Origin of the sequence: Neptunomonas antarctica (genome assembly GCF_001305295.1) — a bacterium.
Lineage (GTDB): Bacteria > Pseudomonadota > Gammaproteobacteria > Pseudomonadales > Balneatricaceae > Neptunomonas > Neptunomonas antarctica.
On the sequence record NZ_LJSI01000021.1, the window covers coordinates 17,755 to 41,811 of the forward strand.

Here is a 24,057-nt window from a genome sequence, read left to right on the forward strand (position 1 = left end):
CTGGCAGTACCAGCCCTGTGTGCAACTATTTAAAAAGCATAGCCTACAGTTAAGAGCATATTTCGCTCGGGCGCAGGATAATGGTTCGTTGATCCATAACGGTTGCCGATATATGCGTCATATTCTTCATTGAACATATTGTTGATGGTTAACTGGGTTGTCCAGTGGTTACGTTGCCACTTTAACGAAGCGTTCATAACAACATAACCATCAATTTTACTGAGCGCGTTGGCATCATCGCCCGCTAAATAACGTTCACCGGTATATTGTCCGTCAACATAGAGGTTCCATTGCTGATCAAAGCGGTAGTTGGCAAAAAGATTAAACGTATGGCGTGCAACAAAGGGGACTTCATTGCCTTTAAATGAACCTGCTAATAATTCTGAATCAGTATAGGTGTATGTACCACCAATTTTCAGGTTGTTCAACAATGCATGTTCTGCGCCGAGAATGATGCCTTTACGCAGGGAGCGGTCCATATTGAGATTGGCACCCCAGCCAGCATTGGCTTCAGCGTCATACAAAATTTCGTTATCAAGTTCAAGCCTGTAGAGATTCAGCATTAATTTAGTTTTCTGATAGTCACCTTGCCAGCCGAGTTCCCATGAGGTGCCTTCTTGTGGCTGAAGAAAGTCAATACCAGAAGGGGTGTAACCATTCTCTTCTACTGCTGCGAAACGTACGTTTTCATCGCGTCTTAAAAAGATTTTATGGTTAGGTCGTAGTTGCCAGTTAATACCAAATTCTTTAACAAAAGCAGAGTCTGAGTGTTCGGTGCTCTCCTTAATATTATTATCTTTAACGCGTGTGTTACGCGCACCTACTGTTGCGGATAGCGTTTCACTGACCGGATAGATAACCTGAGTATAAAAGGCGTGGGCGGTTTGTTCGCTATTGTAGTAGCCGTTCCATGCCTGGAAATCACTATTGCGGTAGTCATATCCGGCTGTCAGGATAATATCGCCGTGAATCGCAGGGAGGTGACCAGTAATACGAGGTGTAAAAGAATTCACTCGGGTATCTTGACTGTAACTGGAACCAAGAACACCTTTACCGTTACTGTCTCGTTGGCTGGCTTCTGCATGTAATGTAAATTGATCAGACAACGACTGAGCGAGTGTTATTTCGCTGACGGTTACGTCGTTATTAAAGAAATCATTGGGCGTGCCTGCAGCGCGTGCATCCGCTTGCACTTGTGCATCGCTTAGTGACCCCGGTAAACGCTGATTATCATTGATGACCTGATGTGAAAAGCCAATTTCACCGCTGTGATAGCGATAAGATAACCCAGCTTCTAAACGCTCAAATTCTTTCTCGCTGTTATCACGATAGCCGTTGCTGGTGTTGTTATTCATATTTAAGCGAACACCCAGGCCGTTTTCATAGCGATGCTCAAAACCTGCAGCAAGCTTAGCCGTGTCATATGATCCTGCTGAAACCTGAATCTGTCCGCTTGAACCCTCAATAGAGCGAGTGATGATATTGATCACACCGCCTACCGCATTTTGGCCATACAGCACACCTGCGCTACCTTGTAGCACTTCAATTCTCTCTACATTGTTAAGAGAAATAATGCTCAGATCGGGTGCTTCCAGAGTGGGGTTGTTCAGTGGTCTGCCATTCACTAAAATCAGTACGTTCTGGCTGCTGTTTTCACCAAAACCGCGCATGGAGACAACGCCGTCATTACTATTGCCGGTGTAGTTTTGTGTGATCTGTACGGTACCGCTACTGCGCAGTGCTTCAAATACATTGGAAGCTCCGCTGGCACTGATTTGTTGACGAGTAATGACGCTGACAGTTTTACCCGCCATCTCTTCCGATAATAATGAACGCGTGCCTGTAACTGTTATATTCAGAGGCTGATTGATTATTGAAGAGGCGAAAGTCATAGAGGAGATACTAGCAAGCGTAGTCGCTGCTAAAAGCGAAGGGGTTAATTTAAACATGTAAAACCTCAAACTATGCGCCCACCGCGCATCAGGTTAGAAATAAAACAGGCCGGTATCCGGACTCTCGATCTTTGTTATGAAGATCGATTACCGTTGCGGGGGCAGCGTCGGCGTTGTATTAGCTGTGTAGCTAAAGTAATACGCACCGTTCTTCCCGTTTAACCTTTACAGGCACCTGAATAACTGGAGGCGAAGTTTACAGGGCGGTTTTAGGTGATGCAATCAGCGGAGGAGGGATAAGGTTGCTCACTGGTAAATAATGATCAACCTTATTAATGACTTAACTACGCATCATAATGTTCGGCAAATTTACGTATTTCGTGAGCGAGTCGCTCGACACGATCCGCTGCTTTTTCGAGCTCTTCTAAGACGGCGGTGCTAATGGACGATTCGACAATTAACTCTAAAGCAACAAAATTTGACTCTCCAATCTGAAGGCGGAGTTCAGGTGTTAATTTTCCTTTAAAGGATTCAACAACATTGTGAGAGTGTTGCGTTTGTTTCTGTGACATGGAAAATCCCTTCGTTTGAATTATTTGTTATTAGACAAAAAGATGTGTTCATCTTGTTCATGAATATCACGTGCATTACCCACGATGAGTGAGTCAGGTGTTAATAAAATATCAAGATTCTTATTAGGGTATGGAAGTGAATTCAGAATAAAGCGCATGGCATTAATACGGGCGCGTTTCTTATCATCTGATTTAATAACTGTCCAGGGGGCGTCTGCTGTATCAGTATAAAAAAACATAGCCTCTTTTGCTTCAGTGTATGCGTCCCATTTATCCAGAGATGCCAGATCAATAGGAGATAATTTCCACTGTTTTAGCGGGGCGACTTTACGTGCTTGAAAACGCTCAAATTGTTTATCACGGCTCACGGAAAACCAGAATTTAAATAAACGAATGTTGCTACGAACTAACATTCGTTCGAAGTCCGGTGTCTGGCGCATAAATTCAAGGTATTCAGCAGGAGAGCAAAAATTCATGACTCGTTCAACGCCCGCACGGTTATACCAGGAGCGGTCAAAAAGTAAGATGTCACCTTTAGTCGGAAAGTGCTTCACGTATCGTTGGTAATACCACTGGCCTTTCTCTTCCTCGGTGGGTTTTTCCAGTGCGATTACTTTTGCACCACGAGGATTCAGGTGTTCCATAAAGCGCTTTATGGTGCCCCCTTTACCGGCGGCATCTCGTCCTTCAAATAGGATGATAATACGTTCGCCGGTTTCACGTGCCCAGCTCTGCATTTTTAGCAGCTCAATCTGCAGATCTTTTTTGAGGCTTTCGTATTCATTTCGGGAAAGTTTTTCTTGAGTCTTAGTTATCTCTGTACTGTTTTCAGCCATGCCAGGCGAATCATTCAGTTCAGATGTAGACTCAAGTGCTTCAATAGTTTCTTGCGGTTCTGTTTTTACAAGATGATCCATTAATGTCTCCTTTGAAAGGTTGCCTATAATTAATAATTATCCTCTCTCTCGTGGCAATTCCTTTGATCGAAGTCACTTAATTAATGAGATCTGAAGTGACAGTAGTGTAAGAATCGAAATATTTTATATTCCAGAGTGTGCTATTTGAACTTTTATGGGGGGGGAGAATTGCTTTTTAGTTTATGGAGGAGGTTAGATATCAGTGATTGTGACTGATATGAGATTTAAATTAGTGAGGTAGCGATAGTTGTCGAACCTGTTGTAACAAGGAACGATTTTCTGGCGTATGGCACTTGAGATTGTCTGCTTTCTTGCATAAAAAACCAGTAATTTGTTCGATCTCTGTTGGCCTTTTTTGCTGAATATCTTGTAGCATTGATGAGTAGTTTTCAGCGGTAGCTCTGGCTATCAACAGGGCCATTTCATAGAGAGGTTTTTCAAACAGCGGTTGCCCGCAGGCAGCTGCAATCATTTCTACTTCACTGCACACTTGTAGCATCTTTCCTGAAAGCTCTGGGTCTGACGCTAACATGCCATTTTTACAGTTATTTAAGGCAGTAAGCGGGTTAATAGCCGCATTAATAGCGACTTTACACCACAGCTTATGTTCAATGTCGTTGGTTAAAGTGATAGTCAGATCGCCTGACGGTGAAAGGCATAGTGTATTGCCAGACTGCTGCGCTTTGCTGGATAAAGCGCCAATTAATGTTTCTCCATAACCGGCCCTCACCACACGAAAGGGCGCCGATAGATATGCTCCGTCGGTTGTTGTCGCCGCCCAGATGGATAATGTGGGAAATAGCTCAACGACATCCTGTTGAGGTCCTAACCCATTTTGTAGCAAGACAACATTAGCATCGCAGCTGAGCCTATCGGTTACCGACTGTAAGGCGCTGATGGTGGAGTAAGCTTTGGTGCAAATGAGCAGGTTTCGGATAGGCGTGTCATTTTCTGCCAATTCAGCTCTAATGTTATACGCTTTGGCTTCATCATCTTTTGATTCGTAGACGATGCCGTTATTTTCACATAATTGTTGCAGGCGTTCTTTACTGCTTAAAATTAAAGTAACATCGTGTTTGGATTTGAAAAGCTGTACTGCCCAAGTGCAGCCGATGGCGCCAGCGCCAAGAATATGCCAATGCATTGGAAGAGATATCCATCAAATAAAGCATCATAATAACGATAATCGCTTTCTACGTTAATGCATAAGGTGAAAAGCGTCTGCCGCTTGGTTAAAATAGCGCAATTAACATTGCCATAAAAGTATTGAGGAAAACGAGTATGCCATCATTTGATATTGTTTCTGAGCTGGATAAGCATGAAGTCACCAATGCGGTAGACCAGGCTAACCGTGAAATCCAGACGCGTTTTGATTTTAAAGGTGTCGCCGCCAGATTCGAGGTGAATGGTGACGATGTATCGATGGAAGCTGATGTCGATTTTCAGCTTCAGCAGATGCTTGATGTGTTGCGCTCAAAACTGATCGCCCGTGGCCTTGACCCTAAATGTCTGGAAGAGCAAAAAGCAGATACTTCAGGCGTAAAAGCGCGTCAGGAATTGACGATTAAGCAAGGGCTTGATCAGCCTGTCGCGAAGAAGGTGATTAAAGTGCTAAAAGATGCAAAGTTGAAGGTGCAGACGCAAATTCAGGGAGAAAAAGTGCGTGTTACGGGTAAAAAACGTGATGATCTTCAGCAAGCAATGGCAGTGTTGAAAGATTCAGATATTGATATGCCACTACAGTTTAATAATTTTCGGGACTAGTTTTTCGGAATTAAGGTTCAGGGTTAATTTTTCGGGATTAGTGACAAACACAAGGGGCTGAAATTTACTGCAGGTTATCCGCCCCTTGGATATTAGGTAGTTAAACTACTTGCTTTTTTTCAGTTGTTTTTTTAGTTTTTTCAGTTTGTCTTCTTGCTTTTCAATTTTAGCTTTACGTGCTTTAATTTCGCTTTTTACTTCTTTAGCTTTTACTTTAGACATGTCGATTTTCTCCAATAATATATCGATTGATAATGTGTTGCCGACAGGTAACCTTTAGTCTTTGGTTCTTGCCCATGCTCCACAATAAAACCACGTATAAACCGGCGTATCTCTCGGGCTGCTTTCGTATCTGGTTCATCGCACAATGATACAAACTGATTGCGCTCATCTTCGTTAATACGAATCAAAAGAACATCTTATGTATATACGTTTAAATTATGATGAAGGGTGTGACTATTGAAGTCAACGCTTGAATAAAAGGTCCATAATCAAATATTTTCTTCCATGCATGAGAGAATAAAGAGTTCTTTTATGAGTTCTTGTTCATTGATTCGCAGATCAGAAAAGTCAGCAGGGCATAAGCTACCTAAGGATATCATCTCTTTAATTTGATCTGCGTTCCATTGAATCACTGGTATTTTACGTACCTTATGAGTGACTTCTATATAGGGGTCGGGGCGCTCCAGCCAAGCGTTGATTTGATAGGTCATCGTTCATCCTCCGTATTAAGTCGATGAAGAGTAAACGAAGCATAAATAAATGTAAATGATAATCATTACTATTTATAAGTGAAGCGACAATCTAGCCCAATATTATTTTGCTTTTATAGGCGTTATTTTGGCGGCCATCCATACCAGGATTAACACCGGAATACCCAGTACAGCAGTGCCGGTAAAGAACCAGGCATAATTCAGGCTATCAACAATACCGCCTGAGAACCCCCCCAGAAACTTAGGGAAAAGCAGCATAACAGAGCTGAATAATGCATATTGTGTGGCGGAGTATTGGATGTTGGTCAGGCTGGAAAGATAGGCAATAAAGGCGGCGGTAGCAATGCCTCCACTCAGATTATCAAGCGATATTACCAGCGTTAGTACCCTAGTGTCATGCCCGAGCGTAGCAAGCCATGCAAACAGTAGATTGGTGCCGGCGGCCAGTAAAGCGCCAGTGAAAAGGATTTTCATGACCCCGTAGCGATTCACCAGAATACCACCTAAACCTGCGCCAAGAATGGTCATAATGACACCATAAACTTTGATGATTGTGGCAACTTCTTGTTTGCTGAAACCCATGTCAACATAGAAGATATTGGCAATAATCCCCAGAATCACATCTGAAATACGGTACGTACCAATAAGCGCCAGAATAATCAGGGCCTGCTTTCCATAGCGCCTGATAAAGTCAGCAAAAGGGCAGATGACAGCGATATATCCCCAGCCGAGTAGACTCGATAACTTTTGCGGTAAATGTGCCAGTTGTTCGGCTTTGGCCGTGATTTTATGTTGTTGCTCTAATGTCTCCTGATCCATTTCAATAGCAGCCGGTTCTGCAATCATCATCGTTGTAATCAGGCCCGTACCCATCAGCGCGGCCATACACAGGTAGGCTACTTGCCATGAGTGCTGAGAGTAGATGGACGGATCAATATCAACCCAGGCGGCCAGTGCCAGAACACCTGCACCTGCAACAATCATTGCCAGACGATAACCGGCCATATAGGTTGCTGCCATGGCTGCTTGTAATCTCTCTCCGGCAGATTCAATACGGTAGGCATCAATCACAATATCCTGAGTGGCTGAGCTAAACGCAACAGCAATTGCTAATAACGCCATGTAATTGAGATGCAGGAGGGGATCCGAAAAGGCCAGGCCGGCCAGACTGGCAATCAGTAAACATTGAGAGAGAAACATCCAGCTTCTGCGTCGGCCAAGCCAGGTTGAGAGTATAGGGAGAGGGAGTCGGTCAATCAGCGGTGCCCATAACCATTTAAGGCCGTAGGCCAGGCCAACCCAGGAAAAATAGGTGATAACGCTGCGCTCGACTCCCGCTTCTCTTAACCAGAAAGAAAGTGTGCCGAACACCAGTAATAGTGGTAGGCCGGAAGAAAAACCGAGAAACAGCATGGCAACAGAGCGAGGGTGAAGGTAAATTTTAAGTGAGCTAAGCCAGTTGTTGGATAGCGAATCTTCTGATGACATGGAGACAACCTTTCGGGACCGATGCGCGCTATTGTGTCCGGCTTGAATGGAGATGTAAATGCCATCAAAAAAGCCGACATGAAGTCGGCTTTTTTGAACGAGGCATTTGGTTAGAGACGCAACGCGCCGTCTACTTCGATGCAACGACCGCTTACATAATCATTCTCAAGAATGAAAGCAACCGTATGTGCGATCTCTTCTGGTGTACCCAGACGCTTAGCAGGGATACCTGCCTCAACTTTTGCCAGCGCTTCTGGTTTCATGCTCAGTACCATTTCTGTACCGATGAAACCAGGAGCAATAGATGCCGCACGGATGCCGTAGCGAGCTAATTCTTTAGCCCACGTAACAGCCATAGCCTGTACGCCTGCTTTAGTAGCCGTGTAATTGGTCTGGCCCATGTTGCCTGAACGAGAAATAGAAGAGATGTTAATAATGCATCCCTGAGAGCCTGTCTCGATCATCTTAATAGCCGCTTCACGACCACACAGGAAAGTACCTGTCAGGTTAACGTCCATAACCAGATTCCACTGATCCATAGACATTTTGCTAACTACTTTACCGTCTTTCACTTTAATAAACAGGCCATCACGCGTGATGCCTGCATTGTTTACTAGTCCGTGCAATGTGCCGAAGTCTGCTACGACGTCATTGAAAAGCTTCTCAACGCTTGCTTCATCAGCAACGTTAGCGATGTATCCGCGAGCTTCTGCGCCTTTTTCTGCGCATAAACCAATAGTGACATCCAAGTCTTCTGCGTTGAGGTCGGCTAATGCCAGTTTGGCACCACGTCCCGCTAGTTCCAAAGCCATTGAACGACCTAACCCGCGGCCGCCACCGGTGATAACGATAACTTTATCTTTCAATTCCATCGTAGAGTACCTTGTTCTGATTGCTGCTTAATCTTAGTTACCTTATTGTGCACCGCGAGATTGTGCAGTGCAACAAAATTATTGCACTGCACAATATTGCAGCGCAACAAACATAGAGTGCGCGTGGAAAAATGTCTATTAATCATTTCAATTATAAGGGTTTTTACTTATTGGCATGGTGTGTGTATTCTTTATTTTACGGAATTAACTTATTGATTTTTAACTATTTAAAATAAAAATAGTCAATTAGGATATGTACAAAAGTCTAGTATTAGACCATAGTCTTACTCTTGAATTACGTTCAATCATCTGATTTGATGAGCAAAATAATATAGGTTTTGACTATGCCGTTTCTTTTTTTACTTTTTATCCTTATACCTATAATAGAAATCACTGTGCTCATTAATGTCGGGCAGGCTATTGGAACCTGGTATACCGTTGGATTGGTGCTGTTATCGGCATTTGTCGGCGTGAATATGCTGAGGTATCAGGGTTTGTCCACATTGGCCCGGGCGCAGCAACGCATGAAGGCCGGAGAGATGCCCGGACAAGAAATGGTTGAAGGTCTGGTACTGGCTGTCGGCGGCGCTTTATTGATTACACCGGGTTTCGTTACGGACGTTATTGGTTTCTGTTGTCTGGTTCCTTTCACTCGTCGCGCGCTGGTAACGAGTCTGATGAAGCGATTTACTGTTGTGGCGATGAAAAAGAGTCAGTCATTTGAGCAGACAGATACATTTCAGAACCCTCCGGCAGGTGGCCGCTCTTCTTTTAAAGATCATGAAAAACCGCCCAGACAGGGCGATATCATCGATGGCGAATTTCGTCGCGATGATTAATCTGTAAATATCGATAAAAATATTCTTAACGGGTGTTGAAATGCACCCGTGTGCCCCCACTTATGTATCAACCGGTAACCAGATGGTTACGGTCTTCGACTTATCAATAGCTTTATCGCATTTTGATTAAACCATCAGGAGAGAAATTAGATGAAAATTCGTCCGCTTCACGATCGTGTAGTAGTTCGTCGCAGTGAAGAAGAAAAAACAACCGCTGGCGGAATCTTGCTGCCAGGTTCTGCTGCTGAAAAGCCGAATGAAGGTGAAGTTGTTGCTGTTGGTCAGGGACGTGTACTTAAAAGTGGTGAAGTACAGCCTTTATCAGTAAAAGTAGGTGACAAAATCCTATTTGGGCAGTATGCAGGTTCTAACATTGTCAAACTTGACGGTGAAGAATTGTTGATTATGAACGAAAGCGAAATTTACGGTGTGCTGGAAAATTAATTCAGCCTCTTTTACTGTTTTCGCTTCATTTTTATTAAGAATTATTTGTAACAGGATTTAGAAACAATGGCTGCTAAAGACGTACGTTTTGGTAATGATGCTCGCCAGCGCATGCTGCAAGGTGTCAACATTCTGGCTGACGCTGTAAAAACAACATTGGGCCCAAAAGGTCGCAACGTTATTTTAGATAAAGCGTTTGGCGCACCTACCGTCACTAAAGACGGTGTATCTGTAGCGAAAGAGATCGAACTGGAAGATAAGTTCGAAAACATGGGCGCACAGATGGTTAAAGAAGTTGCTTCACAGGCTAACGATGTAGCGGGTGATGGTACAACTACAGCAACGGTTCTTGCTCAGGCAATCGTTTGTGAAGGCTTAAAATCAGTTGCAGCGGGTATGAACCCGATGGATCTGAAACGCGGTATCGATAAAGCATCTGCTGCTGTTGTTGCAGAGATTAAAAAGATGGCTGTTCCGTGTGCAGATTCAAAAGCAATTGCACAGGTAGGTACTATCTCTGCTAACTCTGACGAAGTCGTCGGTCAGTTGATTGCTGAAGCAATGGAAAAAGTCGGTAAAGAAGGCGTTATTACCGTTGAAGAAGGTACTGGACTGGAAAACGAACTGACTGTTGTTGAAGGTATGCAGTTCGACCGTGGTTACCTGTCTCCATACTTTATCAACAATCAGGAAAACATGACTGTTGAACTGGAACAGCCTTATATCCTTTTGGTTGATAAAAAAATCTCCAGCATCCGTGATTTGCTTCCAACACTGGAACAGGTTGCTAAATCTTCACGTCCTTTATTGATCGTTTCTGAAGACGTTGAAGGCGAAGCGTTGGCAACACTGGTTGTTAACAACATGCGCGGTATCGTTAAAGTGGCTGCTGTTAAAGCACCTGGTTTTGGTGATCGTCGTAAAGCAATGCTGGAAGATATCGCTGTACTGACTGGCGGTACTGTTATTTCTGAAGAAGTGGGTCTGAGCCTGGAAACAGCGACTCTGGAACATTTGGGCCAGGCTAAGCGTGTTACCGTGACTAAAGAAGCGACTGTTGTTATTGATGGCGCAGGTAATGCTGATGCAATCGAAGCACGTGTTGGTCAAATCCGTGTTCAGATTGAAGACACTACTTCTGACTACGACCGTGAAAAATTGCAGGAACGTGTTGCTAAACTAGCAGGCGGTGTAGCTGTTATTAAAGTAGGCGCTGCAACTGAAGTTGAAATGAAAGAGAAAAAAGCACGCGTAGAAGATGCATTGAATGCTACTCGCGCTGCTGTAGAAGAAGGTGTGGTTCCTGGCGGTGGTGTTGCGCTGATTCGTGCATTGCAGGCTGTTGAAGGTATGCAAGGTGATAATCACGACCAGACAATCGGTATTCAGTTGGCTTGCCGTGCAATGGAAGCTCCTCTGCGTCAGATCGTAGACAATGCTGGCGGCGAAGGTTCTGTTGTCGTAGCAAAAGTACGTGAAGGTAAAGGTTCTTTTGGTTACAACGCTGGTAACGATACTTACGGCGATATGCTGGAAATGGGTATCCTTGACCCAGCTAAAGTAACACGTTCTGCTTTGCAGGCAGCCTCTTCTGTTGCTGGTCTGATGATCACAACTGAAGCTATGATTGCTGACAAGCCATCTAAAGATGGTGGCGCTCCAGATATGGGCGGCATGGGCGGTATGGGTGGTATGGGCGGCATGATGTAATACGACGAGAGTCGTGTTGTGTTGACGTTGCCCTCTACGTAGGGTGATGTGACCCGGTGGAAAGAGCCTCTCAGGAGGTTCGGACTACCAACCCTAAAGCAGTTTCCAGGTATGAAATTAACTGCTACGAGAAATCGTTTACCGATTTATACAAAAGAGAACAGTCACTTTAGCGGCTAGCTCGTTGAAGTGACTCTATCTTCCTCCTGTTCCCTTGGCAGAGTTATTTATCTGTTGAGTTGAACGCTTACCTCCGGCTCATTTCGGGTCACACTCCATACCGCCTGATCAGCCATGATTAGTCGTACTTCCTCTATCTTGTAAAGTTGACTGAGATGCTTTTGCGCAACGGTGTAAAAACAATGACGTCCTGACTTTCTCGATCCTCTTTCAACACAGTAAGTAACAGCTGTTTTGATGATTGTCCGATTTTACCTAGCTAGTCATTAGCGCATCTAAGGAGGACTTGTTGTTCAGCCAATAATAGCCTCGGGATAGTGCGGCTCTAGTAGTCATGTGGCCTAAAGCTTTCTGGCAATGTGATCCCGGATTTTGGGTGTTCACATCCCATAAAGTGTGTAGCGAGTTGTTTTGTTTTTCATCTGCTGATAGCGCTTGCTAGGTTAGATTAGATCAGCATAAAAAATTGGTGGTGATTAAGTGTGATTATAGAAAGGTCATCTACACTTATGATATTCGACTAAAAAAACAAAAAATAGTATCGGAGTTTCTGGTGGGTAGTAACGAAATTCAACGTATGATCTCGGCGGCAGGTTTTATTCAAGGCATTATTGAGTTTGATATGCAGGGAAATATCCTCCATGCCAATGACCGCTTCTTAAAAATTGTGGGCTACCGAGATGAAGAGCTTCATGGCCAGCATTACAGCATGCTCTGTGGGCAGTCATTTATTGAATCTCCAGACTATCGCGAATTCTGGGCGCGGCTCAGTCGAGGTGAAATTTGCGAAGGTGTCTATAAACGACTTGGCAAAAATGATAAAGAAATATGGCTGAAAGCCTCACATTTAGCGATATTCGATGACAATGGCGACCCTTTTAAAATAGTGAAGTTTGCTGCTGACCTCTCCGAAGAAAAATATAATGCAGCGGTACTGAATAACTCATATGAATTGGTCAGGTCGATTGTTGATACAGTCGTTGATGGCATCATCAACATTACTAAGCAAGGTATTGTTGAGTCGTTTAATCCCGCATCCGAGCAAATTTTCGGTTATTCCGCAGATGAAGTGATTGGCCATAATATCAGCATGCTGATGCCGGAGCCTTATCGCAGCGGACATGACGGCTATCTTTTGCATTACATGACGACCGGTGAGAAAAAAGTAATTGGCAAAGGGCGTGAACTCGTTGCTCAGCGTAAGGATGGCAGCACCTTTCCAATTGAGCTTGCTGTCAGTGAGCTGATGGTGGGAGATGTTCGGTATTTTACCGGTATTATCCGCGACATCTCCGAACGCAAGGTGTTCGAGCAAAGTATTACCGACGAAAAAGCCCGGTTGTCGGCGGTGATAGACAATGTTGTCGATGGTATTATTACTATTGATGAGCTAGGTAAAGTGGAGTCATTTAATCCTGCTTCAGAAAATATATTCGGTTACCGTGCGGGTGAGGTAGTTGGGCAGAATATTAAGATGTTAATGCCCGAACCGTATCACAGTGAGCATGACGGTTATCTGTTTCATCATATCTCCACCGGAGAGAAAAAGGTGATCGGTATCGGCCGGGAGGTGGTTGGACTGCGCAAGGATGGATCAACATTTCCGATGGATCTTGCTGTCAGCACTGTGATGATTGGTCAAGAGCGGCATTTTGTTGGCATTATCAGAGATCAAACCGAACGAATGCAATCTGAGCATGCATTGACCACTGCAGAGATAAAGCTGCAAGGGGTATTTAATAGTGTGATCGATGGGCTTGTTATTATTGATGCTAAAGGCAAGATCAATGCTTTCAATCCAGCGGCTGAGAGTGTGTTTGGTTATGCTGAACATGAGGTTAAAGGCGAAAATATCAAAATTCTCATGCCTGAACCTTACCACAGCGAGCACGATGGTTATCTCAATAACCATGCTGCTACGGGTGAAAAAAAGATTATCGGTATTGGCCGGGAGGTCAGTGGTCGCCGCAAGGATGGATCAACATTTCCGATGGATCTTGCCGTTTCACCGATGCAGGTGAATGGGGAGTCTATGTTTGTAGGGCTGGTTCGTGATATCTCAGCGCGCAAGCAGGAAGAAAAGGAGCTGAAGCTTGCCAAACTGGCCGCTGAATCGGCCAATCGCATGAAATCCGAGTTTCTCGCTAATATGAGCCATGAGTTACGAACACCGCTTAATGCCATTATCGGCTATAGCGAGTTACTCAAGGAAGAGGCGGAAGATGATGGAAATACAGTCATTATCAAGGATCTGAACAGAATTAATGCAGCAGGCAATCAGCTTCTGAAATTGATCAATGATGTGTTAGATCTGGCCAAGATTGAAGCTGGACGTTTTGAGCTGGTACATGAAAGGGTTTCCATACCCGGCTTGTTGCAGGATCTTGACTTGGTGATTAAGTATCAAATGGATAAAAACACCAATCGTTTCGAAGTGGTCTGTGCTGAGGAGGTCAACAAGATCACCACCGATAGCATCAGGCTACGTCAAATTCTGATTAACTTACTCTCTAATGCTGCCAAATTCACCAACGCGGGGCTAGTGACACTTACTGTGAAATTAGAGCAATCTTCAGGTGTAGAGCTGTTGGCTTTTATTATCTCAGATAACGGTATTGGTATGTCGCTAGAAGAGGTGGGTCAGGTCTTTACCCCGTTTGTTCAGGCTGACGTGAGCACTACGCGTCGGTTTGGTGGTACGGGTCTTGGCCTGGCGATCTGTAAGGACCTCTGTCAACTTATGGGAGGTAGTATTGATGTCCGTAGTGAAGTAGGAAAAGGTAGTACGTTTACGGTACGCATTCCTGTTGACTCATCATTACTAGTGTCAGCAAGAGCTGAGGATGGAAAGTTTGGTAGTGCCTAAACAGGAACGGAGCCATCCAGTTACATCCCGGGAAACTAAAGGCAAAAGGGTAATAAGTGCTGTAGCTCGATGCTGCCCGTCGCGTAACGTGATAGCCCGCATTCTTGAGAGAGAGCTGCCTGGTCGCGGCTTCCAATGGCCGGTAAAGCATAGCACTGGCGGTCAAACTGAAACTCTGTCTATTATTTTACATTTCTGTCTACATCGGTGCCGTTAGTGATTAGTAAGGGCGATCTGAAAAATATCACGAACTATTTCCATAGTGCGTCGCTTTATGCGTAAACATGGATCAGTTAAGGAGCTGGAATGACGAAAATACTGCTTGTCGAAGATAATGAACTGAACCGCGACATGCTGAGCCGACGTCTTGAGCGCAAGGGTTTTGAGATGATGACTGCAGAGGATGGGCTGCAGGGCGTGAAGTTAGCCTGCAGTGAAGCGCCCGATCTGATCCTGATGGATATGAATCTGCCGGGGATCGATGGCTGGGAAGCAACCCGTCAGATCAGAGCGTGGGAAGAATATACGCACGTACCGATCATTGCCGTGACTGCCCATACTATGTCAGTAGATTATGAGAGGGCAATTAGTGCTGGTTGTGACCAATATGAGCCTAAGCCAATCAATCTGCCCCGTCTGCTTGAAAAGATGCACGACCTGCTCGGACAATAATGAATAATAGACAAGATCGCATCCTTATTGTTGATGATATTGAGGCTAACCGTGATTTACTGAGTCGAGTCCTTGCCCGCGCAGGTTATCTGGTAGATAAGGCTGAAGGCGGAGCCACCGCACTGCAGGTGTTGAATACAGGTGCCTATAGTCTTGTCCTGCTGGATATTCTCATGCCGGAGGTAAATGGCTTCATGGTTCTGGAATCTATGCGTCAGCAATCCGGGATTGCGAATGTTCCGGTTATTATGATTAGCGCCTTGGGTGAGAGGGAGGATGTCGTCAAGTCCCTAAAGCTAGGTGCCAATGACTACATCACCAAACCCTTTGATAAAGAAATCCTGCTTTCGCGTGTGCATAGGCAGCTTGAGACGAGTTATCTCTACCGGCAGCTTTACTTGAGTGAGGAGCGTTACAAACTGGCGTTTGCTGCATCCAATGATGGCTTATTGGATTGGGACATAGAGCAAGATAAAATATTCTTCTCGGGGCGTTGGCTGGAAATGATGGGCATTGCTGAAGAGACGCAGATGCATTCGATCGAGCAGTGGTTCGAGCGAGTGTATCCGGATGATGTAGCTGCTCTGCGCCAGGCAATCTACCATCAATTATCAGATCAAAGTGCCAGCATCAATCATGAATATCGGGCGCAGATTAGCGATGGCCATTATAGCTGGATGCTATGTCGGGCTAAAGTGCTGTTTACCGAAAGTGGTAAGGCGATTCGAATCACAGTATCACAATCTGATATTTCTGGTTCGAAGGTGTTTGACCCGATCACCGGGCTGCCAAATAGTCTGGTTTTCATGGATAGATTAACGCGGGTACATGCCAATGCTAAACGCGCGGGTAAGGTTGATTTTGCCCTGTTTTCGATGAGTCTCGTCAATAAGAAAAAAATCACTTCCGCGATAGGACCCGCGGGTTATGAGAGCCTGAGTACCGATATTGCCCAGCGGTTGAACGCTATGCTACTAGTTGATGATTATCTCACTAAGGGTTCCAGGCAGGCCATGCTCAGCTGTATATCAGACCAGCGTTATATGCTGCTGATCGAAGGAATTGATGAAAAGCATGCTATGGATCTTTTTAAAATTGGCGAGCACTTATGTGCGGCTGTTGAGCCACCCTTTATTGTTTTCGGTGAAACCATTCACTGTAGTCTGAGTGTAGGTATCTGTATACCGGTAGAAGTTGATCAGAGTGTTGATGATATTATCAAACACAGTGTGACAGCTGAAGCCATGGGGCATAAGGATAATTGTAGGGTAAGCTTTTATGATGCCACTATTCACGGCATCGCGATTGACTACTTGCGTTTTGAAAACGAATTGCGCACTGCCATCAGCCGTAATGAGTTGCGTACTTTTTATCAGCCCATTATTGAACTTGGCAATGAAAGGCAGGTGGGCAGTGAAAGCCTGGTGCGCTGGGAGCATCCTGACAGAGGGCTATTGTCACCGTCTCATTTTATCTCTTTGGCAGAAGAGATGGGGATTATTGGCTTCATTGACGAGTGGGTGCTCCGTGATAGCTGCGCCGAGTATATGCGCACTGCAAACAGAGAGGGTCGTTCATCAGGGTTTATTTCCGTGAACGTTTCGGTCACGAAGCTTAACCTGGCCTGGGTGGAACGGGTTCGTTCTATCGTCGAAGAATTTTCGATTCCGCCGGAATGTCTTCATCTTGAAATCACTGAATCAATTTTTATGGGAGATATGGAGGCAACCATCAGTCTGCTAAATGAACTGGTCGATATTGGCGTCAGCTTTGCCATTGATGACTTTGGCACCGGCTACTCTTGTTTTTCCTACCTTAGGCGCCTGCCAGCCAGTTACCTGAAAATCGATAAGAGCTTTATCGATGATATGGTTGATGACGTAAAGGCTAGGCTGTTGGTACAGAATATCATCCAGATAGGTCATGGGCTGGGTATGAAAATGATTGCCGAGGGAGTTGAAAAAAAAGAACAGGCAGATATGTTGTTAGGCATGGGCTGCAATTATGGTCAGGGTTATTACTTCGGTAGACCTGAGCCGGCAAAAGCAGTTTAAATGAGTCATTTAGATTCTCTATAGGCTCACTCGTAATCTCGATTGGTAAATGAGCAGGTATCCGGTAGTCTGTTTTTAGTCCTCATGACTAAAAACACCCTAACATAATAATCAAAAAGGGATACCGAGATGAAAAAGACCGCTTTGCTATTTGCAGGCGCAGCGCTTGCGTTAAGTATTGCCAGCGCTCAAGCTGCCACGTTAAGAATGGCTTATGATGCTGACCCTGTTTCTCTTGATCCATACGAACAACTTTCCGGCGGTACACTACAATTATCTCATATGACCTACGACCCGTTGGTTCGCTGGGATAGAAGCTTAGGCTTTGAACCACGTTTAGCTGAAAAGTGGGAACGTATTGACGACAACACCATGCGTTTTCATCTTCGCAAGGGTGTGAAATTCCATAGTGGTAATGATTTATCCACCAAAGATATTGCTTTCACTTTTAAGCGATTGCAGGAATCACCTGATTTTAAAGGCGTGTTTGCGCCCTTTAAAGCACTCAATATTATTGATGATTTCACCTTTGATATGGTGACCAATGAGCCATTCCCATTGATCCTCAATAACATGACCTACCTCTTCCCAATGGACAGTGCTTTTTTCACTGGAAATGACGCTGATGGTAAACCCAAAGACCAATTAGTAAAGCACGGCGACTCGTTCGCATCACGTAATATTTCCGGCACAGGTCCGTATACGGTATCTTACCGTGAGCAGGGCGTTAAAGTTGAATTTGATCGCAATGCCAACTACTGGGATACAAAATCACCAGGCAATGTCGATAAAATAATTCTGACACCCATTAAAGAAGCGCCTACACGTGTAGCGGCTCTGTTAGCAGGCGATGTTGATTTTATTGCGCCTGTGCCTCCAACTGATCATGACCGAATAAAAAGTAACGATAATGTTGATCTGGTGACGATGAGTGGCACCCGGATTATCACTTTTCAGATGAATCAGGATCGTGTTGAGGCGTTTAAAGATGTACGGGTTCGTCAGGCAGTTAACTATGCCATCAACCAGGAAGGCATCGTTGCAAAGATCATGAAAGGCTTCGCGACACCTGCTGCTCAGTTCTCTCCAAAAGGTTATTTAGGTTATAACGAAAACCTTAAACCCCGTTTTGACGTGAAAAAAGCACAAGCGTTGATGAAAGAAGCCGGTTATGAAAAAGGCTTTAATGTCACGATGATGTCGCCGAATAATCGTTATGTAAACGATGAAAAAATTGCCCAGGCCGTAGTTTCAATGCTATCCAAAATCAACATCAAAGTTGATTTGAAAACGATGCCTAAAGCGCAGTACTGGCCTGCATTTGATGAACGTGCGGCGGATATGATGCTGATCGGTTGGCATTCGGATACAGAAGATACTAACAATTTCTTCGAGTTCTTATCGGCTTGTCCTAACAAGGATACCGGCGCTGGCCAGTACAATAGCGGTAACTACTGTAATCCAAAAGTAGACGCTATGATGGTTAAAGCAAATACTATTACCGATCCGGCTAAACGTGCTGAAATTATGCAGACAATGGAGCAGGTGGTATTTGATGATGCTGGATTCGTTCCTTTGCATTGGCAGAATCTGAGCTGGGGTGCGCGTAAAGGCGTAGATATTGAGCCGATCGTTAACGGCATGGATTTTCCTTACCTCGGCGATCTTGTTATTAAGCAGTAAGCGTTCTCTTTTGCAATGCCTGAGTGGCTAATGAATCAGTGATTCAGGTGTTGCATATTATCTTTCGGGGAATATTTCTCCCACTTAATATAAAAAGAAAAAGCAGATTCAACTAAGCTTTGTGACTCACCACGTCAAATTCTAAGGCCGATAATCATGATTGCGTTTTTTGTAAAACGGTTTTTTCAAGCGGTTGTTGTGATGTTTGTCATCAGCCTTATCAGTTTCTCTATCCAGGATAATCTGGGCGATCCGTTAAGAGAGTTGGTAGGGCAGGCCGTGTCAGAAGAGGAGCGCCAGGCGCTTCGTGATGAAATGGGCTTGAATGACCCGTTTCTTGTGCAATATGTGCGTTTCGCTTCGAAAGCGCTGCAGGGCGACCTTGGAGATTCTTATTTTTTCAAGCAACCGGCCTTTGACGTGATTATGAAAAAACTACCGGCAACCCTGGAACTGGTATTCGGTGCAACCGTTATTATTGTTTTGTTTTCCGTTCCTATTGGCGTCTATTCTGCGATTAACCCGCAAAGCTGGTTTTCTAAAACGGTCATGGGGCTGAGTATTATCGGCATCTCTGTACCCGTATTTTTGACGGCCATCGGATTGATCTATCTGTTTGCAATCGAGCTGAATTGGTTACCGTCTTATGGACGGGGAGAAACTACTCAGGTGTGGGGCGTCTGGGAGACGGGATTATTTTCAGCCGATGGCTTGAAGCATCTGATCTTACCGAGTTTTACGTTAGCTTCCATCATGCTGCCGCTATTCATTCGCTTGATCCGATCAGAAATGATGGAAGTGTTGCAGTCTGAATATGTGAAGTTTGCATGGGCAAAAGGGATCTCGCCAAGGCGTATCTACTTTTTGCATGCGCTTAAAAATACCATGCTGCCGGTCATCACCGTCGGAGGTGTGCAGATAGGTACGATGGTGGCATATACCATTCTAACTGAAACGGTTTTTCAGTGGCCGGGTATGGGCTTTCTGTTTCTGGAAGCGGTTAACCGCGTAGATACGCCGCTGATTGTCGCTTATCTGATTATTGTTGGTGCGATATTTGTGGTCACTAACACCTTCGTGGATCTTATTTATGGTCTGGTTAACCCAACCGTTAAGCTGGCAGGTAGAAAGTAATGACTGATTCTATTCAAACAATGGAGCCGCAGCTCTCTACCTGGCAGCGTTTTCTGAAATCACATTTCTGGCATAGCTTTAAAATTGACCGGGTCGCGCAGCTGAGTTTTATGATCTTTTTGATTTATGCTTTTCTGGCTGTTTTCGCGTCATTTATTGCACCGTTCGATCCTTACGATGCGTCGCAGATCGATATTATGAACTCTGAAATTCCGCCTAGCTGGGAAGAGGGCGGTGATGAACTTTTCCTGTTGGGTACGGATGCTCAGGGGCGGGATATGCTCTCAACGATACTGCATGGTACGCGAGTATCTCTGACGATTGGCCTTTGTGCCGTCGCTCTACAGGCGCTGTTGGGTATTGTTATCGGGCTGACGGCGGGTTATATCGGGGGGCGGGTCGATAGTTTTCTGATGCGTGTTGCTGATATTCAGTTGTCATTTTCAACCCTGATGGTCGCCATCATAGTATTGGCAGTTTTTCAGGCCACCTTTGGTACCGAGTTGTATCAGCAGTTGGCAATGATTATGTTGATTCTGGTAATCGGGATTGCTGAATGGCCGCAATATGCGCGTACGATTAGGGCATCGGTGTTGGCCGAGAAAAAGAAAGAATATGTAGATGCCGCGCGAGTGATGGGCTTTGGTCGGTTACGAATTATGTTTCGCCATATTTTGCCGAATACCTTGTCGCCTATTCTGGTTATTTCAACGGTACAGATAGCCAATGCCATTATTTCGGAAGCGTCTCTGTCGTTCCTTGGGTTAGGTATGCCTGTGTCTCAGCCATCGCTGGGATCGCTTATCTCCAGTGGCTTTGAATATATATTTTCCGGCGCCTGGTGGATTACTGTGATCCCCGGTGTTGTTCTTATCGTACTGGTGCTGGTGATGAATTTGCTGGGTGACTGGATGCGCGATGTTCTTAATCCAAAACTGTATAAGGGGTAACGCATGCCTTTGTTAGAAGTTAGCAATCTGGAAGTGTGTTTTGGCCTTCGCAGTGGAGCGGTTAAAGCACTTCGTGATGTCAGTTTCACGCTGGAGCGGGGCGAGCGCTTAGGAGTGGTGGGCGAATCCGGAGCGGGTAAGTCTGTACTCGGCTTCTCTATTCTGAATTTACTTTCTAGGCCGGGTCATATCTCGGCAGGTAGCGTTCGCTTTGAAGGGAAAGATCTGGCAACGCTGGCACCTGAGGAACTGAGATCGATTCGTGGCAATCGTATATCAATGATCTTTCAGGACCCGATGATGACATTAAATCCGGTGTTGACCATTGGCGTGCAGATGGTGGAATGCCTGAAAGCTCATCGGAAAATATCAACCAAGGATGCCACCTATATAGCGTTACAAAAACTCAAACAGGTGCAGATGCCATCGCCGGAAACACGTCTGGAGCAGTACCCGCATGAGCTTTCTGGCGGGATGCGCCAGCGTATTGTTATTGCCATAGGTTTATTGCTTGATCCCGATATTATTATTGCAGATGAACCAACGACGGCGCTGGATGTAACTATTCAAGCGGAGATTATGGATCTGATGTTAAATCTTTGTGAGCAAAATAATGTCGCATTGATTCTGATTACTCATGACCTGGGGGTTGTTTCGCAAGTGTCCCAGCGAATGCTGGTGATGTATGCCGGACGGATTATTGAGCAAGGCCCCACCAAAGAAATCATTAATGATGCACAGCATCCTTATACGCAGGGGTTGATGAATGCGTTACCGCAGATGGCAATCCCCGGGCAAAAACTGAACCAAATCAAAGGTACTATGCCGCCATTACAGCGGATTCCTAAGGGCTGTTCGTTTAATCCGCGTTGTGAGTATGTGCTGGAAGTCTGCAAGCACAATCTACCGGCTTTTACGCAGTCAGGAAACTGTCAGGTTGCTTGTCATCTGGTGGCTGAGTTGAACCAAGAAAAATTGCTGGTTAAAGAGGTGTGATGATGGAAGCGCAAAGTAATTCACTGGTACAGATCAACGATCTGTATAAACGCTTTTCTATCTCTGGCGATTTTTTAGATCAGTTGCAGTTTAAAGGTGGCAAGCTGGTTCGCCATCAGGAACATGTGCATGCGATAAACGGCGTTTCTCTGGAGGTGATGCCCGGCGAGGCATTATGTGTGGTAGGCGAATCCGGTTGCGGAAAATCAACGGTAGCCAGAACCGTGATGGGACTGTTAACGCCCACTGCAGGGCAGGTTTCCTATCGCGGTGAGCGGATTGATAATCTGAGTGATAAGCAGATGTTGCCGTATCGTAAAAAGATGCAGATGATCTTTCAGAACCCTTATGCCTCGCTGAATCCGCGTATGACGATTATGGAAACGCTGCGTGAGCCGATCCGCTTTCATAACCCGGCGCTGACAGCGAGTGAGATTCGCGACAAAATACATGAAGTAATGTTTTCCGTGGGGGTTGATCCAAGCTGGGGAGAGCGTTATTCACACGAGTTTTCGGGAGGGCAGCGGCAGCGCATTAGTATTGCGAGGGCGTTGGCGGTTGATCCTGAATTTATTGTTGCGGATGAGCCTATTTCTGCCCTGGATGTATCGATTCAGGCGCAAGTGCTTAACTTGATGATGGAAGCGCAGGAGCAGCGCAATTTAACCTATCTGTTCATCACGCATGATCTTGCCGTGGTAGAGCACTTTGGTACCCGTGTTGCTGTCATGTATTTAGGCACGGTGTGTGAGCTGGCGCCGACTAAACAGCTGTTTTCTAGTCCGCGCCATCCTTATACGCAGGCGTTGATGTCGGCTATTCCGCGTCTGGAAGATAATCGCCCTGATTACATTAAGCTGACGGGTGAAGTCCCCACGCCGGTTAATTTACCCTCGGGGTGTGTTTTCCATGGTCGCTGTCCGCATGCCAATGAGCGTTGCAAGCAAGAGATTCCGATGCTGACTCTGTTGTCGGATGGCACTCGGGTGGCTTGTCACGGCGTTGAAGAAAACCGCTTATAGTTGTGTTAGTAAAGATAGCCACGTTTTATTAAAGATAGCTGCGCGTTATTAAATTTAGCGATGTTTTATTAAAGACAGCAGCGTGTTATTAAATTCAGAATCTGTAGAGGTGTTACATGCTTAAGGTCAGCAGTCAGTTTGATGCCGGTAATATAGAGGTTGTTTCGGCATCCTCTGTTGAGGATATTCAGCTAAAGATTCGTAAAGATCATCAGTCCGATTTTTTTCAGTGGTTTTATTTTCGGGTACAGGGCGGTACAGGCCAGTCATTACGCATGCGTTTACTGAACGCCGGTGAAGCGGCGTACCTTGATGGCTGGGATGATTATCAGGCGGTAGCGTCATATGATCGTCAGGAGTGGTTCAGAGTAGCGACTCGCTATACTAATGGTGAGTTAGTGATTGAGCATACACCCGAACAAGGCAGTGTTTACTATGCCTACTTTGCGCCTTACAGCTTTGAACAGCACCTTGATCTGGTGGCCGCCGCTCAGCAATCAGAGCGTTGTGAGGTGTTTGATATAGGCAGTACACTGGATGGACGTGATATCAATCTATTGCGCATTGGTCCTGATAACAAGGCCCGAATTAATATCTGGGTAACGGCACGTCAGCATCCGGGTGAAACCATGGCAGAGTGGTTTGTCGAAGGATTGTTAGAGCGCTTACTGGATGAAGATGATGCATTAAGCGGTGCTTTATTGGAGCAATGTACGTTTTGGGTCGTACCTAATATGAACCCGGACGGTTCGGTGCGCGGCCACTTACGCACCAATGCGGCGGGTGCTAATCTGAATCGTGAATGGTGCACGCCATCGCTGCAAAGAAGCCCGGAAGTTTTTTATGTCAGAGAGCAAATGTTAGCTAAAGGGGTTGATCTGTTCCTTGATATTCATGGGGATGAAGCGTTGCCGTGCAACTTTATTGCCGGGCAAGCCGGAGCACCGTCTGTTACGGATAAAATTCTGACAGAAGAAGAGCAGTTCAAGCGTGATCTGCGTCGGGTGAACCCTGATTTTCAGTTAGAAAGAGGCTATGAACCAGGAAAATTCGGGCCTGAAACGCTAACGGTCGGTTCCTTCTGGGTTGGCGATTATTTCAAATGTCCAGCGATGACATTAGAGATGCCGTTCAAGGATCATGATGAGCGTCCTGATTTAGTCTATGGCTGGTCTGCCGAGCGTTCTAAAAAACTGGGGGCCTCTATACTGAACCCCATTAAAGATTGGTTATCGAATCGATAATGCGCTGTACCATCGTGGCGCAGGTCGTGAATAGTATTATGGATA

Annotated in this window: 20 protein-coding genes and 1 riboswitch; of the genes, 13 read left to right on the forward strand and 7 right to left on the reverse strand. The window is 45.3% G+C overall.

Going from position 1 to position 24,057, the window contains the following annotated elements:
• Positions 1 to 29 precede the first annotated feature (29 nt).
• The 4 genes from Nant_RS02575 to Nant_RS02590 form a co-directional block, all read right to left on the reverse strand.
• The gene (locus Nant_RS02575; protein WP_054340088.1) at positions 30 to 1,949 is read right to left on the reverse strand and encodes a TonB-dependent receptor family protein; all 1,920 of its coding nucleotides are present in this window, start codon (positions 1,947 to 1,949) and stop codon (positions 30 to 32) included.
• Positions 1,950 to 1,982: 33 nt separating this feature from the next.
• Positions 1,983 to 2,146: riboswitch (cobalamin riboswitch) on the reverse strand.
• Between the two features lie 90 nt (positions 2,147 to 2,236).
• Complete coding sequence (locus Nant_RS02580; protein WP_054340089.1) at positions 2,237 to 2,464, reverse strand: hypothetical protein; 228 nt, start codon at positions 2,462 to 2,464, stop codon at positions 2,237 to 2,239.
• A gap of 20 nt (positions 2,465 to 2,484) precedes the next feature.
• Positions 2,485 to 3,381, reverse strand: a complete 897-nt coding sequence (gene ppk2 / locus Nant_RS02585) for a polyphosphate kinase 2 (protein ID WP_076496022.1) — start codon at positions 3,379 to 3,381, stop codon at positions 2,485 to 2,487.
• Between the two features lie 229 nt (positions 3,382 to 3,610).
• Positions 3,611 to 4,525: a ketopantoate reductase family protein gene (locus Nant_RS02590; protein WP_054340090.1), complete on the reverse strand. Its 915-nt coding sequence runs from the start codon at positions 4,523 to 4,525 to the stop codon at positions 3,611 to 3,613.
• A gap of 137 nt (positions 4,526 to 4,662) precedes the next feature.
• On the opposite strand from Nant_RS02590, the gene Nant_RS02595 reads away from it, so the two are divergent.
• A complete protein-coding gene (locus Nant_RS02595) occupies positions 4,663 to 5,145 on the forward strand; it encodes a YajQ family cyclic di-GMP-binding protein (protein ID WP_054340091.1) in 483 nt (160 codons plus the stop codon).
• A 491-nt stretch (positions 5,146 to 5,636) separates the two neighbouring features.
• On the opposite strand, the gene Nant_RS02600 is transcribed toward Nant_RS02595, so the two are convergent.
• From Nant_RS02600 to Nant_RS02610, 3 genes are all read right to left on the reverse strand, one after another.
• Complete coding sequence (locus tag Nant_RS02600) at positions 5,637 to 5,858, reverse strand: hypothetical protein (protein ID WP_054340092.1); 222 nt, start codon at positions 5,856 to 5,858, stop codon at positions 5,637 to 5,639.
• Positions 5,859 to 5,960: 102 nt separating this feature from the next.
• Positions 5,961 to 7,346, reverse strand: coding sequence for an AmpG family muropeptide MFS transporter (locus Nant_RS02605; protein WP_054340093.1), 1,386 nt, complete (start codon positions 7,344 to 7,346; stop codon positions 5,961 to 5,963).
• A gap of 110 nt (positions 7,347 to 7,456) precedes the next feature.
• A complete protein-coding gene (locus Nant_RS02610; protein ID WP_054340094.1) occupies positions 7,457 to 8,218 on the reverse strand; it encodes an SDR family oxidoreductase in 762 nt (253 codons plus the stop codon).
• 344 nt (positions 8,219 to 8,562) lie between these two features.
• Here Nant_RS02610 and Nant_RS02615 point away from each other — a divergent pair, with 344 nt between their 5' ends.
• From Nant_RS02615 to Nant_RS02670, 12 genes are all read left to right on the forward strand, one after another.
• On the forward strand, positions 8,563 to 9,057 hold the full coding sequence (locus tag Nant_RS02615) for an FxsA family protein (RefSeq protein WP_054340095.1): 495 nt from the start codon (positions 8,563 to 8,565) through the stop codon (positions 9,055 to 9,057).
• 150 nt (positions 9,058 to 9,207) lie between these two features.
• Positions 9,208 to 9,501: a co-chaperone GroES gene (locus Nant_RS02620; protein ID WP_054340096.1), complete on the forward strand. Its 294-nt coding sequence runs from the start codon at positions 9,208 to 9,210 to the stop codon at positions 9,499 to 9,501.
• 66 nt (positions 9,502 to 9,567) lie between these two features.
• Entirely contained in the window at positions 9,568 to 11,211 is a 1,644-nt protein-coding gene (gene groL / locus Nant_RS02625) for a chaperonin GroEL (protein ID WP_054340097.1), read from the forward strand.
• A gap of 733 nt (positions 11,212 to 11,944) precedes the next feature.
• Positions 11,945 to 14,257, forward strand: a complete 2,313-nt coding sequence (locus Nant_RS02630) for a PAS domain-containing sensor histidine kinase (RefSeq protein ID WP_054340098.1) — start codon at positions 11,945 to 11,947, stop codon at positions 14,255 to 14,257.
• Between the two features lie 306 nt (positions 14,258 to 14,563).
• Positions 14,564 to 14,929, forward strand: coding sequence for a response regulator (locus tag Nant_RS02635; protein WP_054340099.1), 366 nt, complete (start codon positions 14,564 to 14,566; stop codon positions 14,927 to 14,929).
• Complete coding sequence (locus Nant_RS02640; protein ID WP_054340100.1) at positions 14,929 to 16,983, forward strand: putative bifunctional diguanylate cyclase/phosphodiesterase; 2,055 nt, start codon at positions 14,929 to 14,931, stop codon at positions 16,981 to 16,983. Before Nant_RS02635 ends, Nant_RS02640 begins: the two co-directional genes overlap by 1 nt.
• Before the next feature lie 129 nt (positions 16,984 to 17,112).
• Positions 17,113 to 18,666: an ABC transporter substrate-binding protein gene (locus tag Nant_RS02645; protein ID WP_054340101.1), complete on the forward strand. Its 1,554-nt coding sequence runs from the start codon at positions 17,113 to 17,115 to the stop codon at positions 18,664 to 18,666.
• A gap of 156 nt (positions 18,667 to 18,822) precedes the next feature.
• Positions 18,823 to 19,800, forward strand: a complete 978-nt coding sequence (locus tag Nant_RS02650) for an ABC transporter permease (RefSeq protein WP_054340102.1) — start codon at positions 18,823 to 18,825, stop codon at positions 19,798 to 19,800.
• Positions 19,800 to 20,750: an ABC transporter permease gene (locus Nant_RS02655; protein WP_143773536.1), complete on the forward strand. Its 951-nt coding sequence runs from the start codon at positions 19,800 to 19,802 to the stop codon at positions 20,748 to 20,750. Before Nant_RS02650 ends, Nant_RS02655 begins: the two co-directional genes overlap by 1 nt.
• Positions 20,751 to 20,753: 3 nt before the next feature.
• The gene (locus Nant_RS02660; protein ID WP_054340103.1) at positions 20,754 to 21,746 is read left to right on the forward strand and encodes an ABC transporter ATP-binding protein; all 993 of its coding nucleotides are present in this window, start codon (positions 20,754 to 20,756) and stop codon (positions 21,744 to 21,746) included.
• A gap of 2 nt (positions 21,747 to 21,748) precedes the next feature.
• Positions 21,749 to 22,768, forward strand: coding sequence for an ABC transporter ATP-binding protein (locus tag Nant_RS02665; protein WP_054340332.1), 1,020 nt, complete (start codon positions 21,749 to 21,751; stop codon positions 22,766 to 22,768).
• A 116-nt stretch (positions 22,769 to 22,884) separates the two neighbouring features.
• A complete protein-coding gene (locus tag Nant_RS02670) occupies positions 22,885 to 24,012 on the forward strand; it encodes a M14 family metallopeptidase (RefSeq protein ID WP_054340104.1) in 1,128 nt (375 codons plus the stop codon).
• The last annotated feature ends 45 nt before the right edge of the window (positions 24,013 to 24,057 follow it).

What these genes read in the sequence shown, in the direction of transcription:
- Nant_RS02575 (WP_054340088.1), bottom strand. Translation starts at nt 1,949, where the DNA reads ATGTTTAAATTAACCCCTTCGCTTTTAGCAGCGACTACGCTTGCTAGT.
- Nant_RS02580 (WP_054340089.1), bottom strand. Translation starts at nt 2,464, where the DNA reads ATGTCACAGAAACAAACGCAACACTCTCACAATGTTGTTGAATCCTTT.
- ppk2 (WP_076496022.1), bottom strand. Translation starts at nt 3,381, where the DNA reads ATGGATCATCTTGTAAAAACAGAACCGCAAGAAACTATTGAAGCACTT.
- Nant_RS02590 (WP_054340090.1), bottom strand. Translation starts at nt 4,525, where the DNA reads ATGCATTGGCATATTCTTGGCGCTGGCGCCATCGGCTGCACTTGGGCA.
- Nant_RS02595 (WP_054340091.1), top strand. Translation starts at nt 4,663, where the DNA reads ATGCCATCATTTGATATTGTTTCTGAGCTGGATAAGCATGAAGTCACC.
- Nant_RS02600 (WP_054340092.1), bottom strand. Translation starts at nt 5,858, where the DNA reads ATGACCTATCAAATCAACGCTTGGCTGGAGCGCCCCGACCCCTATATA.
- Nant_RS02605 (WP_054340093.1), bottom strand. Translation starts at nt 7,346, where the DNA reads ATGTCATCAGAAGATTCGCTATCCAACAACTGGCTTAGCTCACTTAAA.
- Nant_RS02610 (WP_054340094.1), bottom strand. Translation starts at nt 8,218, where the DNA reads ATGGAATTGAAAGATAAAGTTATCGTTATCACCGGTGGCGGCCGCGGG.
- Nant_RS02615 (WP_054340095.1), top strand. Translation starts at nt 8,563, where the DNA reads ATGCCGTTTCTTTTTTTACTTTTTATCCTTATACCTATAATAGAAATC.
- Nant_RS02620 (WP_054340096.1), top strand. Translation starts at nt 9,208, where the DNA reads ATGAAAATTCGTCCGCTTCACGATCGTGTAGTAGTTCGTCGCAGTGAA.
- groL (WP_054340097.1), top strand. Translation starts at nt 9,568, where the DNA reads ATGGCTGCTAAAGACGTACGTTTTGGTAATGATGCTCGCCAGCGCATG.
- Nant_RS02635 (WP_054340099.1), top strand. Translation starts at nt 14,564, where the DNA reads ATGACGAAAATACTGCTTGTCGAAGATAATGAACTGAACCGCGACATG.
- Nant_RS02640 (WP_054340100.1), top strand. Translation starts at nt 14,929, where the DNA reads ATGAATAATAGACAAGATCGCATCCTTATTGTTGATGATATTGAGGCT.
- Nant_RS02645 (WP_054340101.1), top strand. Translation starts at nt 17,113, where the DNA reads ATGAAAAAGACCGCTTTGCTATTTGCAGGCGCAGCGCTTGCGTTAAGT.
- Nant_RS02650 (WP_054340102.1), top strand. Translation starts at nt 18,823, where the DNA reads ATGATTGCGTTTTTTGTAAAACGGTTTTTTCAAGCGGTTGTTGTGATG.
- Nant_RS02655 (WP_143773536.1), top strand. Translation starts at nt 19,800, where the DNA reads ATGACTGATTCTATTCAAACAATGGAGCCGCAGCTCTCTACCTGGCAG.
- Nant_RS02660 (WP_054340103.1), top strand. Translation starts at nt 20,754, where the DNA reads ATGCCTTTGTTAGAAGTTAGCAATCTGGAAGTGTGTTTTGGCCTTCGC.
- Nant_RS02665 (WP_054340332.1), top strand. Translation starts at nt 21,749, where the DNA reads ATGGAAGCGCAAAGTAATTCACTGGTACAGATCAACGATCTGTATAAA.
- Nant_RS02670 (WP_054340104.1), top strand. Translation starts at nt 22,885, where the DNA reads ATGCTTAAGGTCAGCAGTCAGTTTGATGCCGGTAATATAGAGGTTGTT.